This window comes from Bacteroidota bacterium (genome assembly GCA_034439655.1).
GTDB lineage: Bacteria > Bacteroidota > Bacteroidia > UKL13-3 > UKL13-3 > CANJUD01.
This window is the reverse complement of record JAWXAU010000081.1, coordinates 1-19,312: the sequence shown is the minus strand read 5'-3', so window position 1 is coordinate 19,312 and position 19,312 is coordinate 1. Positions and strand designations below refer to the sequence as shown.

Annotated in this window: 12 protein-coding genes and 1 other RNA gene; 10 read left to right on the top strand and 3 right to left on the bottom strand. The window is 39.4% G+C overall.

The genetic code is table 11. The annotated features are described in order from the left end of the window. Positions 1 to 251 precede the first annotated feature (251 nt). The 8 genes from ruvA (at position 252) to SGJ10_05150 (ending at position 13,058) form a co-directional block, all read left to right on the top strand. A complete protein-coding gene (gene ruvA, locus SGJ10_05185) occupies positions 252 to 833 on the top strand; it encodes a Holliday junction branch migration protein RuvA (GenBank protein ID MDZ4757517.1) in 582 nt (193 codons plus the stop codon). After that, positions 830 to 8,080, top strand: coding sequence for a cell surface protein SprA (gene sprA, locus SGJ10_05180; protein ID MDZ4757516.1), 7,251 nt, complete (start codon positions 830 to 832; stop codon positions 8,078 to 8,080). The genes ruvA and sprA overlap by 4 nt, the downstream gene beginning before the upstream one ends. A gap of 15 nt (positions 8,081 to 8,095) precedes the next feature. Beyond that, complete coding sequence (locus tag SGJ10_05175; protein ID MDZ4757515.1) at positions 8,096 to 8,587, top strand: cytidine deaminase; 492 nt, start codon at positions 8,096 to 8,098, stop codon at positions 8,585 to 8,587. A 22-nt stretch (positions 8,588 to 8,609) separates the two neighbouring features. Next, entirely contained in the window at positions 8,610 to 9,554 is a 945-nt protein-coding gene (rlmF, locus tag SGJ10_05170) for a 23S rRNA (adenine(1618)-N(6))-methyltransferase RlmF (protein ID MDZ4757514.1), read from the top strand. Between the two features lie 57 nt (positions 9,555 to 9,611). Next, positions 9,612 to 10,058: a KTSC domain-containing protein gene (locus tag SGJ10_05165; GenBank protein ID MDZ4757513.1), complete on the top strand. Its 447-nt coding sequence runs from the start codon at positions 9,612 to 9,614 to the stop codon at positions 10,056 to 10,058. 72 nt (positions 10,059 to 10,130) lie between these two features. Next, positions 10,131 to 11,435: a (Fe-S)-binding protein gene (locus tag SGJ10_05160; GenBank protein MDZ4757512.1), complete on the top strand. Its 1,305-nt coding sequence runs from the start codon at positions 10,131 to 10,133 to the stop codon at positions 11,433 to 11,435. 1 nt (position 11,436) lies between these two features. Beyond that, positions 11,437 to 12,066, top strand: a complete 630-nt coding sequence (locus SGJ10_05155; GenBank protein MDZ4757511.1) for a 4'-phosphopantetheinyl transferase superfamily protein — start codon at positions 11,437 to 11,439, stop codon at positions 12,064 to 12,066. After that, a complete protein-coding gene (locus tag SGJ10_05150) occupies positions 12,063 to 13,058 on the top strand; it encodes a M28 family peptidase (GenBank protein MDZ4757510.1) in 996 nt (331 codons plus the stop codon). Before SGJ10_05155 ends, SGJ10_05150 begins: the two co-directional genes overlap by 4 nt. 620 nt (positions 13,059 to 13,678) lie before the next feature. Here SGJ10_05150 and ssrA read toward each other — a convergent pair. From ssrA to SGJ10_05135, 3 genes are all read right to left on the bottom strand, one after another. After that, positions 13,679 to 14,053, bottom strand: a transfer-messenger RNA (tmRNA) gene (ssrA, locus tag SGJ10_05145). Between the two features lie 149 nt (positions 14,054 to 14,202). After that, a complete protein-coding gene (locus SGJ10_05140) occupies positions 14,203 to 14,364 on the bottom strand; it encodes a hypothetical protein (protein MDZ4757509.1) in 162 nt (53 codons plus the stop codon). A 137-nt stretch (positions 14,365 to 14,501) separates the two neighbouring features. Then, complete coding sequence (locus SGJ10_05135; protein MDZ4757508.1) at positions 14,502 to 15,428, bottom strand: hypothetical protein; 927 nt, start codon at positions 15,426 to 15,428, stop codon at positions 14,502 to 14,504. 176 nt (positions 15,429 to 15,604) lie between these two features. Between SGJ10_05135 and SGJ10_05130 the strand changes: the two genes are divergently transcribed. Further along, positions 15,605 to 16,318, top strand: coding sequence for a YjjG family noncanonical pyrimidine nucleotidase (locus tag SGJ10_05130; protein MDZ4757507.1), 714 nt, complete (start codon positions 15,605 to 15,607; stop codon positions 16,316 to 16,318). A gap of 174 nt (positions 16,319 to 16,492) precedes the next feature. Beyond that, positions 16,493 to 19,090: an OmpA family protein gene (locus SGJ10_05125; protein MDZ4757506.1), complete on the top strand. Its 2,598-nt coding sequence runs from the start codon at positions 16,493 to 16,495 to the stop codon at positions 19,088 to 19,090. The last annotated feature ends 222 nt before the right edge of the window (positions 19,091 to 19,312 follow it).

Below are 19,312 nucleotides of genomic sequence, written 5' to 3'. Positions count from 1 at the left end.
TGAAAGTGTGTAGGATTTTTATAGATGGTTCCCCGAATCTTTTTGCGACCCAACAACAAGCAACGTGCTTTCCATCTTTGATGCAACGCTCACAAAAAAATATTTACACCCCAATGCAACCATTTTTTACTTTTTATGGTCTTACTATTTCAAAACACTTTTTTAACATTCCTTATTATTAAATTATGTAACACATCTACCTAAATTGCGTTTTCGCGTATATTTGCTGATTATATTTGGACCAAGGTAGGATGATTGCTCACATTCAAGGACAGTTTATACAAGTTACACCCGCTTATGTAGTGGTTGATTGCCATGGAGTTGGCTACTGTCTGCACATTTCGTTATATACTTTCGAGAAAATCAAAGACCAAAAAAATGGCTTGTTGTTTTCGCATTTGAGTATCAAAGAAGATGGTCATACACTATATGGTTTTGTGGACGAAGCGGAAAGGAATCTTTTCCGCCAGCTTATTTTGGTGAACGGTGTAGGAGCCAATACCGCCCGTATGATGCTATCGAGTCTAAACCCCGGAGAACTATATAATGCCATAGTAAACGGAAATGTAGGTTTGTTAAAATCTATTAAAGGTATCGGTGAGAAAACAGCCCAAAGAATTGTGATTGACTTACAATCGAAACTATCTAAAGAAGGGCTGAACGGCGAGCACTCGATGCCTGCCACACCTGGCAACGCAAACCAACGAATGGCCATGGAAGCACTGGTAACACTGGGCTTTAACCGAGTAGCTGTAGAAAAAACCTTGACTAAATTAAATTTGCAAAACCAAAACACTGAAGATATCATCAAACAAGCACTTAAAGTACTGTGAGAGAAAAACAAAGCATTCAACAGAACAAGGTTTTGGGCAAAAGTGTCGGAGCCATTATGCTCTTTTTGGGCATCACCACTGCATTAGCTTTTGGGGCAAATGTCAAATTTTTAAGCTTTCATAAATCGGAAAAACAAGTCGCTAAGCCTGGTGACTCAACACGTTTTAAGAACTGGCCCCGCCAATCGTGGGACAAACCCCGTAAAAAAGCATTCGACTTAAAAGAACCCGATATAATAAAAACCACCTACGAACTGGATAGCAGTGGTAAATTTTATACCAAGAAGCAATCCATAGGTAATACCCCTGTGGGCACTCCCGAAACTATTTCGCTCGAAGATTATTCCAAAATAAAAGATGAGGAACAGAACAAGAATTATTTCAAGCAACGTGCAAAAGCACAAAATTTTGTGAGAAGCAGTGGCGGAACTATCCCTCCACTATTTATACCGGGTAAAACCTTTCAAGACTTTTTTGGCAATGGTAAAGTTGAAATCAAACCTACGGGCTCAGCCGAGCTCACTTTTGGTGGAATATATAATTTAATTAGAAACCCTATTCTTAATAGCCGCCAACAGCGTAATGCACAGTTCGATTTTAAACAAAAAATACAATTAAATGTGGCGGGTAGCATTGGCGACAAATTTAAAATTAATACCAACTATAATACTGAAGCCCTATTCGATTTTGAAAACCAAATGAAATTAAATTGGGATGGAAAGGAAGATGGTATTCTTAAAAAGATAGAAGTGGGTAATGTGAGCATGCCGCTTAATGGCACTTTAATTCCAGGTAGCCAAAGCCTGTTTGGAGCAAAAGTAAAATTTCAATTTGGCCGACTTACATCTACCGTTTTGTTCTCGCAACAAAAAAGTAGGGCGAGTGAAGTTACGGTGCAAGGTGGTGCACAAATCACTCCTTTTGATATACAGTGCGACCAATACGAACAAAACAAACATTATTTCCTTTCGCAATATTTCCGCGACCATTATGAAGCGTTTCTTGATAGACCTCCTTTGGTGCAAAGCCCCGTAAGAGTTACCCGTGTGGAGGTATGGGTTACCAACCGCACGAGTGCTGTGGACAATGCCCGCGACATTATGGGCTTTATGGATCTGGGCGAAGACGCAGCACATATATATAACAAACAAATTACTGCGACCCCTGCCAAGGTATTCCCCGAAAATATTGCAAACGACCTCTACAAAACACTTACTAACAATGTCAATTTCCGATCTACTTTTAAAAGTGTGAACGAGCTTCAACAGAACACGCAAACTAATAAGATGAAGCAAATAGATGACTATCAGTTAATAAACTTTGCCCGCCAACTTAACCCCAATGAATTTACTTTCCATACGCAACTTGGCTACATTTCACTCAATCAAACCTTAAATAATGATGAGGTTTTGGCGGTGGCTTTTGAATACGAAATAGGCGGCCAGCCCTATCAGGTAGGTGAATTTTCGAGACAGGTTCCTACCGATAGACAAAGCCCAAATGTATTGTTTTTAAAACTTTTGAAACCGATCTCTATCCGCCCCGATTTGCCCAACTGGAAACTGATGATGAAAAATATATATTCAGTGGGAAGCTATCAGATACAAAAACAAGATTTTAAATTGAACGTATGGTATGCCGATGACCCATCGAATGCTGATATGATATATTTGCCAGCCAAAGACGAACCCAAACTCCAAGGTCTTCCCTTGGTGCGGGTGTTAAATATAGACCGAGTTAATAGTAACTTAGAAGCACAACCTGATGGACAGTTTGACTGGATTGAAGGAATTACCATATCTCCACAACAAGGCAGAATTATATTTCCCGTACTGGAACCCTTTGGCAAATTTTTACGAAGCAAGTTTAAAGACCCTAATGGTGCCAATGCCAACTATTATGCTTTTGATGAATTATATGATTCGACCCGATGGGCTGCACAGCAAAAAGCTACCAAAAACAAATTTTTTATTCGAGGTAGTTTTAAAGGTTCGGCAAGCAACGAGATACAATTGAGTTGTTTCAATGCACCTAAAGGTTCGGTAAAGGTAACCTCAAATGGAACACCTTTAATTGAGGGAAATGACTATTTGGTAGACTATTCAACCGGCCGCGTAACCATTATCAATACTGGAATATTGGCACAAGGAGCTGCCATAAAAGCCAGTTGTGAAAACACAGCTACCTTTACTACACAACAGCGAACACTAATGGGCACTCGGCTCGATTTTAAAGTGAGTGAGGATTTTATTATCGGCGGCACCTTGCTTAATCTGCGTGAACGACCTATTATACCCAAAGTAAGTATTGGCGATGAGCCTTTGAACAATACTATAGTTGGACTCGATGCAACTTATAAGAGCAATTGGAGAGGACTTACAAAAGCAATTGATCGTTTGCCCTTTCTCTCTACCAAAGAAATGAGTAATTTTTTATTCACTGGCGAATTTGCAAAAATTATCCCTGGAGTAGCACCCGCCATCAAGAAAACCCTTGACAAGTCAGGAGTTTCTTTTGTTGACGATTTTGAAGCAAGCGAAATCCCTACCGATTTGAGGTTGGGTAATTATTGGCAACTGGCCAGCACCCCTCAAGGACAAGCAGATTTATTCCCTGACGGAAACAATAGATACAATATTGGTTTCAGAGACCATGCAGCACGCATGTCATGGTATATTCTAGACCCTTTGTTCTATACCAATAATAACCTTACCCCACCTCATTTAAAAAATGATCCTGGACAATTATCCAATCATTATGTGAGGCAGGTGGTGGTAAACGAAGTTTTCAAAAACAAACAAATACAACAGGGGGTACCACAAACGCAAAACACTTTTGATATAAGCTACTTCCCCAACCAACGCGGCCCCTACAACTTTAACGCAACTGATATAAATAGTGACGGTACTTTTAAAAGTCCAAAGAGCAATTGGGCAGGGATAATGCGTAAAATAGACCAGAACGACTTTGAAGCTGCCAATATTGATTATATAGAATTGTGGATGATGGATCCATTCTTGAACGGACATAACCCGCAACCCAATAACAGCGGACAATTATACCTACACCTAGGAAACGTGAGCGAAGATATGTTAAGCGACTCACGAAAAAGTTTTGAAAACGGTTTAACAACCAACACGCAACCCAATCTCCGCATGGACACCACAGTGTGGGGCAATGTGCCTGCAATACCAGCTATCAACAATGCCTTCGACAACGATCCCAATTCTCGTTTGCAGCAGGACGTAGGACTTGATGGATTGAGCGATGCCAACGAAAGAGATTTTTATAAGAAAAAGTATTTAGATTCCTTAGCCAATAATTTTGGCACAAACTCTAAAGCATATATTGATGCTTTAAATGACCCTGCATCAGATAACTACCATTTTTATAGAGGTAGCGATTTCGACTCGGCCAAAACCAGTATACTAGCCCGTTATAAATATTTTAATGGCCCTGACGGAAACTCGCCAAGCCCTAATGCTCCGCCCCCACACCAGCCTAAAGAAACTTACCCCGTTGCCAACCAACCCAACCCTAACGACGAGGATATTAATAAAGACTTTACCCTCAATGAAATAGAAGAGTACTATCAATACCGAATAGACCTAAGCAAAAGCAAACTGATAGTTGGGCAAAACTATGTCACAGACTCCGTTCGCTCAGGACCAAAACTTGAAAAACCTTGTAACTGTCCCGACGATACTGTTACCTGGTACCAATTGAAGGTACCTGTTCGTTCTTATGAGCGTAGAATTGGGAGTATACCCGATTTTAAGTCCATTCGTTTTATGCGTATGATAATGAGAGGATTTACTGATTCCGTCGTACTTCGGTTTGCAAACATGCAACTGATTAGGGCCGAATGGCGTAAGTACTTGGTATCGCTTGCTACCCCCGGTTCAGTTAATCCCATCGACCCCAATGATAATACCTCATTTGTAGTTTCGACCGTAAATGTGGAAGAAAACAACCAACGACAGCCTGTTCCTTATGTGCTACCCCCAGGTATTTTCAGGCAATTGGATGTGAGTCAGCCAAACCCCATTCAACAAAATGAGCAATCATTGTCGCTTAGGGTATGCGGACTGAAAGATGGCGATGCAAGGGCTGTGTTCAAGAATGTAAAATTAGACATCCGGAATTATAAGACCTTGAAAATGTTTGTGCATGCCGAGGCATTGGCTGGTGAGATATTAAAAGACAAAGACCTATCTGTATTTGTGAGGCTCGGTACCGACTTTACCAATAACTATTATGAATATGAAATCCCGCTTAAGCTAACCAATTGGGGGCAGACCAACGAAAACGATATTTGGCGAGCTGACAATGAATTGAATATTGATATTGCCGCCTTTTATGATTTGAAAGTATTGCGACTAAAACAAGGAGGCACGAATACCTATTTTGAGAATTATACACCCGATGGTAAAAGGTTGGCTGTAAACGGTATCCCCGATATGAGCAATATACGGGTAATATTAATAGGGGTGCGAAACCCCAAACAATTTGACAACCCCGCCGACGATGGATTATCAAAATGTGGTGAAATATGGGTGAACGAATTAAGAGTGAGCGGATTTGAAAACCCCGGTGGTTGGGCTGCAACAGCCAGAAGTGTGATAAAGTTAGCTGATATCGGCACCTTGAATATGGCCGGAAATATCACTACCGTAGGATATGGAGGAATTGATAAAAAATTGAACGACCGAGCGAGAAACCTCACTACAAACTTCGACCTAAATACCATGCTAGAGTTGGGCAAGTTTTTCCCTGCAAAATCGGGCGTGAGCATTCCTTTCTATTATGGATATAACCAAACCTTGGTAAGGCCGCATTTTTATCCTTTAAATCCCGATATTCCTATGAGCAGTGTGCTTAATGTAACCCCTGCCGACGAACGGGCCAATATTAAATATAACGCCGACGACCTAACCATTAAAAAGGGATGGAACGTGTCGAATGTACACAAAAATTTAACTGGTAGCAAAAAGAAGAAATTTTATAGCATTGAAAATTTCAATCTTTCTTATGCCTTCAACGAGTTTTTTCAACGGAACCAGTTGATACAATACAATAAGATAAAACTATATAACTTTAAACTCAACTATTCTTTCCAAACGCAGGCCAAACCTGTCGAACCTTTCAAAAAGCATTTTAAGTCGAAGTATTTACAATTGATACGTGATTTTAATTTTTACTACAAACCACAGTCAATAAATATTATTACCAATACCGACAGACGTTACGGCGAAATGGTGAACCGCGTAAACGATAACTTAAACAATACCCGCATCGATACCTTATATGATAAGAATTTCACCACTTCGCGGCAATTTGATGTTAAATGGGATTTGACCAAAGCCCTCAAGTTCGATTATAATGCTATTACGAATGCGAGGATAGATGAACCAGCAGGGGCCGTTTTTCGATATTCTGGTGAGGGGCACGACTCTATTATAAAAAATATCAAACGATTGGGCCGCATTACCCAATTTAATCAAATGGGCAACCTTAGTTATACCTTGCCTTTCAATAAGTTCCCTTTGACCAATTTTATAAGTATGACAGCCCGGGTAAGTGTAAATTATTCATGGACTCAAGGCCCTCCAGGTTTGCAAGACACTATAGGAAATACGATCGCAAACTCAAAAAACAATTCTTTAACGGGGCAATTCAATATGCAGCAACTATACAATAAAATTAAATTTTTAGAACGGATTGCCAGCGGTAAAAAACAAACACCACCTCCACCACCTCCAAAAGTAAAGCCTAAAGTACCCAATAAGGTTCCCAAGAAAAAAGCGACCGATGAAGACACATCGAAGGTTGATGAAACACCAACACCCAATAGCAAAAACCCTTTACTGTCATTAGCCGAGCACACTGCCCGATTGGTGATGATGGTGAAAACCATCAATTTTACCTATACTGAAAATAGGGGAACCACCTTGCCAGGTTTCTTACCCAAACCAAAATACTTTGGCCAAAATTTTGATATGATGGCACCGGGCTGGGACTTTATTACTGGAAGCCAGGACAGCATGCTAAAGTATGATGCCGCCAAAAATGGTTGGCTTGCAGCAGGGTCTGGAGTGAACAACCCAAATACACGAACGCTAAACAAGCAATTTAATATGCAGGCTACTGTAGAACCGTTCAACGATTTTAGAATTCAGCTCACTTTCCAGCGGTCGATGACCACTTCCTATCAAAGCTTTTTCAACTATGAACCCAGTACGAATGGATATAGCAATTTTGCTCCTTTAGAGAATGGAACATTTAGTATGACCTATAATATTATACGTACTGCATTTAGTAAGAGCACTCCAATAAACTCGGATGTATTTGAAAAAATGCGTGACCAAAGATTTACCATTGCCAGCCAATTGCAAAGCACCGATGACCGATCAAAAGGCAAAGGCGTTGATGTTTTAACTGGCTATCCGATGGGCTATTCACCGCTACAACACGATGTTGTAATACACTCATTCCTATCGGCATACAGTGGCAAAAACCCAATTAATTATAAGGCCGAATTGTTCCCTAAAATACCAAGTGCATCATGGCGTGTTACATGGAATGGGCTAAGTAAAATTCCCGCTATCAAAAAAATAATCCCCAATCTAAGTCTATCACATGCCTATGCTTCTACTTATTCGGTAGGAGGGTTTGGTTCATCGCTGGGATATTCTGTCGATTCGGCATTATCTAGCAGAGGTGTGGGTGCCACCTATACCTTGGAACCTAGACTTGCACTTCAAAATGTAACGATTGCCGAACGCTTCTCACCGCTTATTGGGGTTGATATGACTTTTACCAATAGCTTTACTTTTAAATTTGAATTGAAGAAAGAACGCATGCTGTCATTGGTGCCCGTTAACCCGCAATTGCAAGAAATGAAGAACCGAGAAATAGTAATAGGTGCAGGTTTCCGCAAAAAGGGATTGACCATTAGGTGGATCAAATTCCGCGGTAATTCCTTGTATTTGCCCAATGATGCCAGTTTCCGTTTCGATTTTTCTATTCGTGATAACTGGACCACCATTCGCAAATTTGATGGGGTAAGCGTTCCTACTGCTGGTATGAAAATAATCAGTATTAAACCCACCATCGACTACCAAGCCAGCGATAAAGTATTGATACGCTTGTATTATGATCAACGCATTTCAAAACCTTATACTACCAGCTCTTACCCAACCACCAATGTGCAATTTGGCGTAACCGCTAGGTATACATTACAGTAACCGGTATATTATATTTTGCAGCACAAAGAACTGAAAATAATATATAAAGAATTGGCTCTGGATGAGTTGGACAAGCAGCAACAAGAACTTATCCAACTTGCTATTGCGGCTACCAATCAGGCTTACGCTCCATACTCCGAATTCTTTGTGGGTTGTGCTTTGCAAATGAATACAGGTGAAATTATTACAGGCAGCAATCAGGAGAATGCAGCTTACCCTTCAGGATTATGTGCCGAGCGAACTGCAATATATCATGCGGGGCATAGCCATCCCAATGGCGTTGTAAACCAAATTGCTATAGCAGCAAATAGTAATAAATGGAATACCGAAAATCCTGTAATACCTTGTGGTGCGTGCATGCAAGCCATGATAGAGTATGAACGCAAACAGGGTAGTCCAATCAAATTATTATTATATGGTAGCGATGAAAGAATATTCGAACTATCAGGGATTAAAGATCTCATGCCTTTTCAATTTGAGTTGAAGGTGCAAAGTGAAGTGGGCTGATTTTTTATCATAAAATAATATTTTGAAAGTAGAAAAGCAGAAACAAATCCCTTCAGAAAAAACAAATCTCCATCCCCGAAACAAACATCGCGGACAATACGATTTCAAATCGCTTATTAATGCAAGTCAAGAATTGGAGGAATTTGTTAGGTTAAATGATTATGATAATGAATCTATAGACTTCTTCAATCCCGCAGCCGTAAAGGCCCTCAACACTGCTCTCTTAAAGTTGTATTATAATATAGATTACTGGAATATTCCGAAAAATTATTTATGTCCACCCATACCTGGCAGAGCCGATTATATACATTATATGGCTGATGTATTAAGTGAAAGCAATAAAGGAATCATTCCAAAAGGTGCATCTGTAAAATGTTTGGATATAGGAATGGGTGCAAATTGTATTTATCCCATTATCGGAAACAGTGAGTATGGATGGTCGTTTGTAGGAACTGATGTAGATTCTGTTGCTATTGAATCAGCAAGAAATATCATAGAAAAAAATCCCACACTTAAAGGACAAATTGAACTACGATTGCAAACAAATAAAAATGATATATTCAATAACATTATATATAATAACGAACGCTTCGATTTGGTTATTTGCAATCCTCCTTTTCATGGGTCATTGGCCGAGGCACAAATTGGAACGCATAGAAAATTAAGCAATTTGAAACAAAAAAAAATCACCAAGCCTATATTAAACTTCGGTGGCAACAATACTGAATTGTGGTACGAAGGTGGTGAGAAAAAATTTGTACGACTCATGATTGAGCAAAGTATTATATATAAAAAATCGTGCCTTTGGTTTTCTTGTTTAATTTCGAAAGAAGCAAATCTGGAATATATATACAAGCTATTCGAAAAAGCGGCTGTTCCTGAGGTGCAAACCATCCCCATGGGTCAGGGGAATAAAATAAGCCGTATTGTAGCTTGGACGTTTCAAACGGCTCAAGGTCGCTCTTAACGTTATTGTGAGGCAAGAGGCGTACCTTTGCAGATTAAATTCCACTATAATAAATAAATGAAAAGAATTACCGATTACAGAAAACTCTTTGGCATTACCAAAGATGCCGACCTCGCAGAACTCAAAACCCTTTACAGAAACCTAATGAAGGAATCGCACCCCGATAAGTTCCAAGACGAAACCCAAAAGCACGAAGCAGAAACCAAAAGCAAAACTATTATAGAAGCGTATCACTTCTTGGTAAGCCTCTCGCCCGAAACACATCTGCAACAACAAGAAGCCTATACCCAAACTATTACCAGCAGCGGCATCGACGATTTTATATACAAAGGCCAAATGCTAAAAGTGACCTTCCTTGATGGAAGCATTTATGAGTACTTTGGTGTGCCTCAGAGTACCTATAATAAACTCATCAATTCCCCCACCCAAATACGTTTTGCCCGAAGACATATTTTCCAAAGTTTTTCTTTTAGGAAGGCGAGTAATGCGATGGTGGAAGCATAAGGAAAGTATTTTTAAATATCGTGTGACTTTAGTCGACGGAATTTAACCATTTCCTATTTACTTTGCAAGCCAATGGCACAACAACTCATTTTTGCAATTATTCTTGCAGCCTCGGTATGGCTGTTTGCCCGCAACATAGGCAAGGTTAGGCGAAATATATTACTAGGCCGTGATGTGGATTTGAGCGGTAATAGTGCTCAACGCTGGCGTACTATGTTTATGGTCGCACTTGGTCAGGGCAAAATGTTTACCCGCCCCATTCCTGCTCTATTGCATTTATTTGTATATGCAGGATTCGTACTCATTAATGTAGAAGTGCTTGAAATATTGATAGATGGTGTAGCGGGAACCCACCGTGTACTTGCAGGCATACTCGGCATATTATATAATGGCATGATGGCCTTCTTCGAAGTATTGGCATTATTGGTTTTGGTATCATGTATTATATTTTTATTCCGCAGGCATGTGCTTAAAGTGAAACGCTTTAGTGGCTTCGAGATGCGTGCATTCCCAGTGCGTGATGCCGCAACAATACTTATTATAGAAATCATACTAATGACCTGTTTGTTATTGCTAAATGCAGTAGACAAATCATTACAAAACATGGGCAGCGAACATTTTGTGCAAGCAGGTTTCTTCCCTGTATCCAATGTATTAGTTTCCATGTTCGTTGGAATGAGTGAAAGCAATCTAATTATGTTTGAACGCGTGTGTTGGTGGGGACATATACTAGGCATTTTTGTCTTTATGAACTATCTGCCCTTTAGCAAACACTTTCATATTATCATGGCTTTCCCCAATACTTATTATAGTAATTTGGAACCCAAAGGCGAACTCAGCAATATGCCAAGTGTTACTACTGAAGTAAAGCTTATGATGGATCCTTCTGCCCCAACGCCTGAAGGATATACACCACCCACAAGTTTTGGAGCCAAAGATGTGCAAGACCTTAATTGGAAAAATTTAATGGATGCGTATACCTGCACCGAGTGTGGCCGCTGCACCAGTGTATGCCCTGCGAATATTACAGGCAAGCTATTATCACCGCGTAAAGTGATGATGGATACCCGCGACAGACTAGAAGAAGTAGGAAAAAATATTGATAAAAACGGAGAGTTTGTAGCCGATGAAAAAAACTTGCACACTTATATAACTGCTGAAGAATTGTGGGCCTGCACTACTTGTAATGCATGTGTAGAAATTTGCCCTGTGAATATTAACCCCGTTGAGATTATTGTAGATATGCGTCGCTACTTGGTAATGGAAAAAAGTGAAGCTCCGCAGGAATTGAATCTCACTTTTACCAATATGGAAAACAATGGAGCACCTTGGCAAATGGCCCAAAGCTCGCGTGCCGATTGGGCCAAAGAAAACTAATATGCCCATTATTTGGCAAACCGAACAACCAAAAGAAACGCAGGTTGCAGTGTGGGAACTCAGCGAAGAGTTATATATATTAGAAGAATTATTTCCTTCAAATATTATAGACCTCAGCAGACCTGAAGAATTTGCACATCCTCAAAACCATAGGCAATGGCTGGCCACACGAATTTTATTGGGAATGCTTTTAAACGACTATCATAAAGTAGAATTATATAAAACTGATTTTGGGAAATTGATGATTTCAAATTTGAACAATATATATATATCCGTTTCTCATACACAAACACATGCTGCAGTTTCGGTGAGTAATTATAATACAGGAATTGACATAGAAACCAAACTGGAAAAAATAGACCGTATCAAACATAAGTTTTTGAATGAACAAGAAAAAACATGGGCAGCAACAAACCCTGAAGATGCTTTGATGATATGGTGTAGCAAAGAATGCTTATACAAACTTTACGAACAAAAAGAACTCGACTTTATTAAACATATCACCATTCAAAAAAACGATGCTACATTTGTAGGGCATATACATAAAGAACTTTACCAAAAACACTTTAATTTGCAACACCGCCACACCCATGATTATATGCTTGTGTGGGCAATAGAAACTATTATATGAAAAAACTATTATATATTACTTTGCTGATAACCGCCATTGCAGCTTGCAAAAACGATAATCCCAAAGACCCTGAAAAAATAATTGAGCCTGTAGCTGCGAAATATGTGCAAACCTCGCCCAATTTTAATGAGGACAGTGCCTTTGCTTATGTGGCTGCTCAATGTAATTTTGGCCCACGTGTGCCCAGCACCAATGGTCATAAATTGTGTGCCGACTATCTTATAAAAGAACTTAAAAAATATGCTGATAAAGTAGAAATAAACGGTGCTCCATTAAAGACTTTCGATGGAAAAACGCACCAGTGTAAAAACATTATAGCATCGTTCAACCTGAAAGCTAGCAAACGCGTGATGCTTAGTGCCCATTGGGATACACGCCCCTTTGCCGACCAAGACACCAAAGACATAGACAAGCCCATTGATGGGGCAAATGATGGTGGAAGCGGGGTAGGGGTATTATTAGAAATAGCCCGCCAACTTAAATTAAAACCTACTGAAATAGGAATTGATATTATACTTTTCGATTTGGAAGATTACGGACAACCCGGCGATAGCGACGACCCACACATGGAAGACAGTTATTGTATAGGTTCGCAATATTGGGCCAAAAACCTACATATTAAAAACTATATGCCTGCTTATGGTATTTTGCTTGATATGGTTGGTGCCCCCGATGCACAGTTTACCAAAGAAAAAGGCTCTATGGAGTTTGCCCCTGCAGTAGTTGAAAAAGTTTGGGCCACAGGACAGAAACTAGGTTATACCAATTTTGTTAATGAGCCGAATACTGGTGTTATTGACGACCATTATTATGTGAACCAAATTGCGAAAATACCTATTATAGATATCATAGAATACACCAAAGACAAAGATGTGGGCGACCATTTCAGCCACACTTGGCATACCCATAATGATAATATTAAAAACATCAGTAAGTTTACTTTAAAAAATGTGGGACAGACGGTGATGGAGGTGATATATGGAGAGAAGTAATTTTAATAATAATTTCGCTATATACAAAAATTAATTTAATTTTGGCCAATGAAATCTAACAACTAATTCCCTTTTTTAAAATCTATAAAAAGCTCCTGACTTATTAATGCTGCAATTGTTTACGATTACTACGATATAACCCTAGATTATTATAATAACTCACTTCCGTTGTCGCCGTTCTGCGAGCAGTAACTTAATGATACGGGCCTATAACTGCAAGGTCTGCGAACTGGAAATACTATATGCCGGGTATTGATTGATATTTGCAATATATATGCAAAGTACGAGTGTATGCCGTTCCATAAGTTAAGATGACCAGATGACCACAGCCCAGTGCGGGCTGGATTGGTGAACGAGCCGCATAAATAAATACAGGCTCACCAGTTCAGTTGATTATGCAGGGGGAAGGCTTACTTAAAATAATCCGCCTTGGCTGATCCTAGAATGATTAGTGAATGGGCTCTTCTTTTGCCGGGTTGCAAACCCTGCCTGTTATTGTAAGTCACCGTTCGCAGAACGGCGACTTACAGGGGGGGTATTTGAGTTGGGAAATTGGAGTGTAAACTCGGAGTGTAAAAAAAAAATGACTCATATTATATATATAATACAAGTCATTATTTTAGTGGAGCTGCAGGGAGTCGAACCCTGGTCCGGAGATGGAACTCGATAGAGCTTTCTACATGCTTGTCGAGAAATTTAATTTTAGAGAATAGGCAGGAGTCCCGCTCACCAATCTATTCCTTAGGTTACTAATACATTTAGAAACCCGCAACCACGGTAACTAAAAGTCCCCAACTGGGGTTTGATCGTCTGTGCTCAGTTGCTGTTGGGGCAAAGTTTCTGCAAACGATTGAGTGCGTAATCTAACCGATTAGGCAGCCAAAGCAAATGAAGTGTTGCCGGTTAAGGCTTGAAAGTTCAGATTAAAGTGCTCCCTTACAAGGCACTGCATGCTTACCCCCGTGCTACACATCCCGTCAATTCCGGTCAGCCCCAAAGTGTTATTTTGTATTTTACCCCGCCGAGGCGGGATTATTTTATATTTTTCTGTCAGTCTGAGTTTATCGAAGACCGTCTTCGATAAACTCAGACTGACATCAATGTCTCACTCCCGATAGCTATCGGGATCACTCCTTTCAAAGAACTATTTAAGCCACTCGGCTACGTATTGCCAAATGCCTTTTCCAAAATAATATATAAGTATGGTACTTATAGTGCCTTTCACCACAAAGAAAACAACCGTCCAAACACCAAGCTTTTTCAGCCATTTATATTTGGTTGGTTTTGTCTCTTTTACTGGGTCCATTTTAGGGAATACAAAATACGGTTAATAAGCAATGCTAACAAAAAATAAATTCCCTAAAACAAAAAACCCCAGCAATGATGCAAGGGTTTTAGTAGTTGAACCGCAACTAATATATACCAGCGGCGGTAAAAAATATTTTATTTGAGAGTGAATGAAGATTTACCAATCATCAATCCTCCTTCATATATTTCTACGGTATAAGCACCTTTAACAAATGCAGTGGCTTTGCCAAACTTGATGTTTACCTCACGATCCTTATTTTGATAATCTATTTCTTGGCTCTGGGTAAAAGGCAACTCACTTCCTTCGTAGGTAAATTTCTCATTCGCATTAGAAGTAATGATTTGTCTTGATGGGTCAAGCACACGCATATATATCATTTTGGGTCCAGCGTCGGCCACCAAGTTTTGTTGTATTTTACAAGACACTTTAATTTTGTTTGCTTTCTTGGCTTTTGGGGTAGGAGTCTCTCCCTTGCTAGTTACTTTAATCCCCATCCCTATAATATTATCAGCCTTAAGTGCCGATCCTTCTTTAATTTTTTTGTTGAGCGAATTCTTGTCCCTTCCCAGTTTTTCGGCAAGCTCTTGTGCCCTTTTTAAACTATCTCTGGTTGATTTACTATCATTCTCGAGCTTACTATAATCGCCCTTGGCGGCTTCAGCACGCATCCTTTCAGATTCTGCTTTGTCGTTGGCCCTTTTCAGATCGGTTCTAAGTTTTGCTATTTCGCTTGGATTGCCCCCTCTTGCAGCACTTCTCATCAAAGGTATTTGTTTCCGGAGCTGGTCAATCTCTGCTTGGTGGGTACTGTCTGATATGCCCAACTCTTCTTTTTGTCTTTCCAGTTCCTTGAGCTTTGCCTCTAAATTATCAATCTCTATATTGAGCGAATCAATCTGACTCTTCTGAACTTTATTGATGCTGTTGGCTTCCTTAAAGTCTTCTTTGGTGTCAAATAATTGCCACAGGAGAAAGACGTCGGCACCTATCAGCAGTATCAATGCTACTACTACAATTACTTTGCTCGATCCTGATTTTCGTTCTTGGGGGGTTGATTCCATGTTCATAATTCTGACTTTATTTGGGTTGTTTTATTATCGTTTAGAGTGGAGGCGAAATTAGGACACTTTTTTTCAACACTCAAATATTTTATTGTAAACATTTTGAGGTGATATACCATTATCGTCCATAATTTTGGTCAGTATATATTATACAAATAACGCACATTTGCAGTATAATGCAAATACCAAAATACATTACCCATATATTTTTCGACCTCGACCACACCCTTTGGGACTTTGACAGAAACTCAGCCGAGACCTTAGCATTGCTATTAGACAGATATAATATCGCCCCCACTGGAAGCCTTTTATCCAATTCATTTTTATCGCAGTATAAAATCACAAACAAGGCCATGTGGCAATTATATAACTATCAAAAAATAACCAAAGATGAACTTCGCTACCGTCGTTTTCGTGAAGCTTTTGGCAAAGTGGGTGTCGATATAAATTTCGATGTTGACCAATTTGGAGAAGACTATATAGAATTGTGCACAAGGATGCCCCATGTTTTTGAAAATGCCCACGAAATTTTAGACCATGCCTCAAAAAAATACACAGTAGCCATTATCACGAATGGTTTTTTGGAAGCGACTTACAACAAACTGGAGCATTCTGGCTTGATGGCTTATTTTAAACCCGAACATATACTCATCACTGAAAATATTGGCGTGCAAAAACCGCATAAAAAAGTATTTGAAACCGCCCTATTGCAAACAAATGGCAAGGCACAACACGCTTTAATGGTAGGCGACAACATTGATTCTGACATTGGAGGAGCATATAATTCGGGTATTTGCCCAGTGTGGTTTAACCCTTACCATGAGGAGCAAACTTTGTATCAAAATCTAGTTGAAATTAACGAGCTCAAGAGCTTAATGAATTATATATAAACGCAACCCGTAAATCACAACATATAAGTAGCTTATCCTATTAAATATTATTCTTTCATGCTTTTTATTAACAGTTCGCCACCATCTTTTTATGTTTTTATAACCCAATTTTTACGAGTGCTGTAGTATTATTGCAGCGTTTTATAAGATATTTGCCCAACAATACTAAACTCAATGAAAAAATTACTCAGTCTCACATTTATTGTTTTCACGCTTCTCACCACAAATGCCCAGTATTTTCAGGGGTTTGTTAGCAGCAACTATGCAGGTACTAACGGAATGTACTTCAATCCCGCCACATTAGCCGATACCCGTTATCGTGCTTACGTGAATCTTAGTTCAATGAATTTAAACTTTGCAAACAATTATGCTGAAGCCAAACTTCCTTATAGCAGTTACCAATATTTGAAACAAATTCTGTCCAATAAATATAGTAATAAGGATTATTACCATTTTACGAATCAATCAACCAATACACTCGATTCTATAAAAGGTTGGAAAGATGATAATAGTTATCTGGGTGAAAATATAAATGGCAAAGCCAAATATGTAAATCTAAGTGCCGAAGTACGTGGCCCTTCTTTTTCTTATAGCTGGAACAATAAAAATACCATTGCTTTGGGAACAAGGGTAATGGCAGGCTTGCAGGTAAATGATATAGCAGAGCCTTTTGCCCGATTTGCTGTGTATGGGTTGGATAAAAACCAAACTAAACCCTATTTGAATGTATTACAATTGGATAATTCTTTTGGATTAAATATTGGTGCGTACACAGAAGTTTCTGCATCATATGCACGTAAAATTATCGACTTAGATAAGCATTATTTTACAGGGGGCGTTAGCCTCAAATATTATCAAGGACTTGCAGCTTTATTTGTGCAAAACAAAGGCGTGAACGTAAACTTTGTAAATAAAGACAGTTTGTTTGCGGTGCAAACCGATGTCAAATATGGTATGGTTGCCGAGCAATTTTATGGTTTACTCAATCCAGATTTAAATAATAAAAGGTCGGGATTAATTGGGAAGGACTTATTCCCAAGAAGTGTATTAGGCAAAGGTTACGGTTTCGACCTAGGATTTCAATATGAATACAGACCCGATATTGAAAAATATAAATATACCATGGATGGCGTTACCCGATATGATGACCGAAAAGTAAAATATTTATATAAAATTGGATTTTCAATTATGAATATCGGTTATATAAAATATAGCAATCCAAAATGGGTAAAATACCATCAGTTAAAGCCGCGAAGCGATATAAAAATAAATGATACTGCTTATTGGGGTCAGCTTAATAATTTGAAGCTTAGGAATAGCCAAGATTTAGATTCGGCCCTTGGTAAAGTTTTTGGATTTAAAGACACGGCTACCTCATTCAATTGGTACATGCCAGGTTCTATCAATATCAATTTTGATTATCGTGTTACGAATCATTTCTTTGTAAGTGGTGTTTTGATGCAAAGTATCACATCGAAAAATGGTATTGGGTTCAGAGTTAATTCTCTACTGGGAATTACTCCTCGCATTGAGTTCCGTTGGTTGGAAGTTTCCATGCCCATTCTAGCTACCTTTGGTTATTCAAAACTAAATGTGGGTTTGTTCCTCCGCACTGGCGTATTTTTTATTGGATCTGATAATATAGGAGGGTTCCTAGGTTCCAATAATTTTAATGGTATAGACTTATATACAGGAGCTACTATCCCACTATTTAAAGGAAAACCTAAAGACCGTGACAAAGATGGTGTATCTGATCGCAATGATCATTGCATACATGTGCCTGGTGCATGGAGTGCCAAAGGTTGCCCTGACCAAGATGGCGATGGTATACCCGATGATGAAGATAAATGTCGCACCTTGCCAGGCCCATTTAACTTACGTGGTTGCCCCGATACCGATGGTGATGGCGTAACCGACGACGATGACCTTTGCCCTAGCGAAAAAGGTAGTGTAGTGAATAAGGGATGTCCCGACCGCGATGGAGATGGGGTATATGATAAGAACGATAAATGCCCCGACGAGTTTGGTAAAAACGAAGATGGTTGCCCCGATCGAGACAATGATGGTATCATAGATTCTGAAGATAAATGTCCTGACTCCAAAGGCCCATTGGCTACTAAAGGTTGCCCCGACAGTGACAATGATGGTGTAACAGATGATATAGACTTATGCCCTGACAAAGCTGGTAAAGTTGAAAACAAAGGCTGCCCCGATACAGACAATGATGGAGTAGTTGATAATTTGGATAAATGCCCCGACCAACCTGGTATGGCTAAGCTTGATGGCTGCCCCGACCGTGACCTTGATGGAGTTGCTGATAAAGACGATAACTGTCCTGACCAATATGGTGACCCATTGAACCTAGGCTGCCCATTAGTAGCAATTGTTGATACTGTAAAATCAGTAGATCTTGATGCGGGAGATCAGGATATATTGAAACGTGCATTCGATAACCTCGAATTTGCAAGCGGAAAATCGGCAGTAAACCCCATATCGAAACCGAACTTGGATGAACTTGCTGGCTTACTAGCGAAACACCCAGAATATAAACTTACAATTAGTGGACATACTGATAAGGTGGGTAAACCTGCAGCCAATTTGAAACTGAGTCGTGATCGTGCTGCGGAAGTTAAGAAGTACCTAGTTTCCAAAGGTGTGAAAGCTGCAAATATCAAATCGGAAGGCTATGGCGATACTCGGCCAGTGGCAGTGAATGATAACGACGAAGGACGTCAGAAAAACAGACGTGTGGAATTGAAAATTAGCGAATAGTATATTTTTGCAGGGTGGTTCCGAAGCATCGGAACACCCGACAGCACCTCGATAAAAAAGAGTCCGTTATATATATTATAGCGGACTTTTTTTTTGTAATATAATTTAATGATTGTTGATCTGTTATACCGAAACTCAATAGACCTCTTTCATAATTCAAATAAGAAAAGCCAAATTATAACGGACACTTTATTTTATTGTAGTATCGCTCGCCGCGAACTC

Bases quoted from the DNA above. Each gene is read 5' to 3' on its own strand.
- ruvA (MDZ4757517.1), top strand. From the start codon at position 252: ATGATTGCTCACATTCAAGGACAGTTTATACAAGTTACACCCGCTTAT.
- SGJ10_05165 (MDZ4757513.1), top strand. From the start codon at position 9,612: ATGAAAAGAATTACCGATTACAGAAAACTCTTTGGCATTACCAAAGAT.
- SGJ10_05160 (MDZ4757512.1), top strand. From the start codon at position 10,131: ATGGCACAACAACTCATTTTTGCAATTATTCTTGCAGCCTCGGTATGG.
- SGJ10_05155 (MDZ4757511.1), top strand. From the start codon at position 11,437: ATGCCCATTATTTGGCAAACCGAACAACCAAAAGAAACGCAGGTTGCA.
- SGJ10_05150 (MDZ4757510.1), top strand. From the start codon at position 12,063: ATGAAAAAACTATTATATATTACTTTGCTGATAACCGCCATTGCAGCT.
- SGJ10_05140 (MDZ4757509.1), bottom strand. From the start codon at position 14,364: ATGGACCCAGTAAAAGAGACAAAACCAACCAAATATAAATGGCTGAAA.
- SGJ10_05135 (MDZ4757508.1), bottom strand. From the start codon at position 15,428: ATGGAATCAACCCCCCAAGAACGAAAATCAGGATCGAGCAAAGTAATT.
- SGJ10_05130 (MDZ4757507.1), top strand. From the start codon at position 15,605: ATGCAAATACCAAAATACATTACCCATATATTTTTCGACCTCGACCAC.
- SGJ10_05125 (MDZ4757506.1), top strand. From the start codon at position 16,493: ATGAAAAAATTACTCAGTCTCACATTTATTGTTTTCACGCTTCTCACC.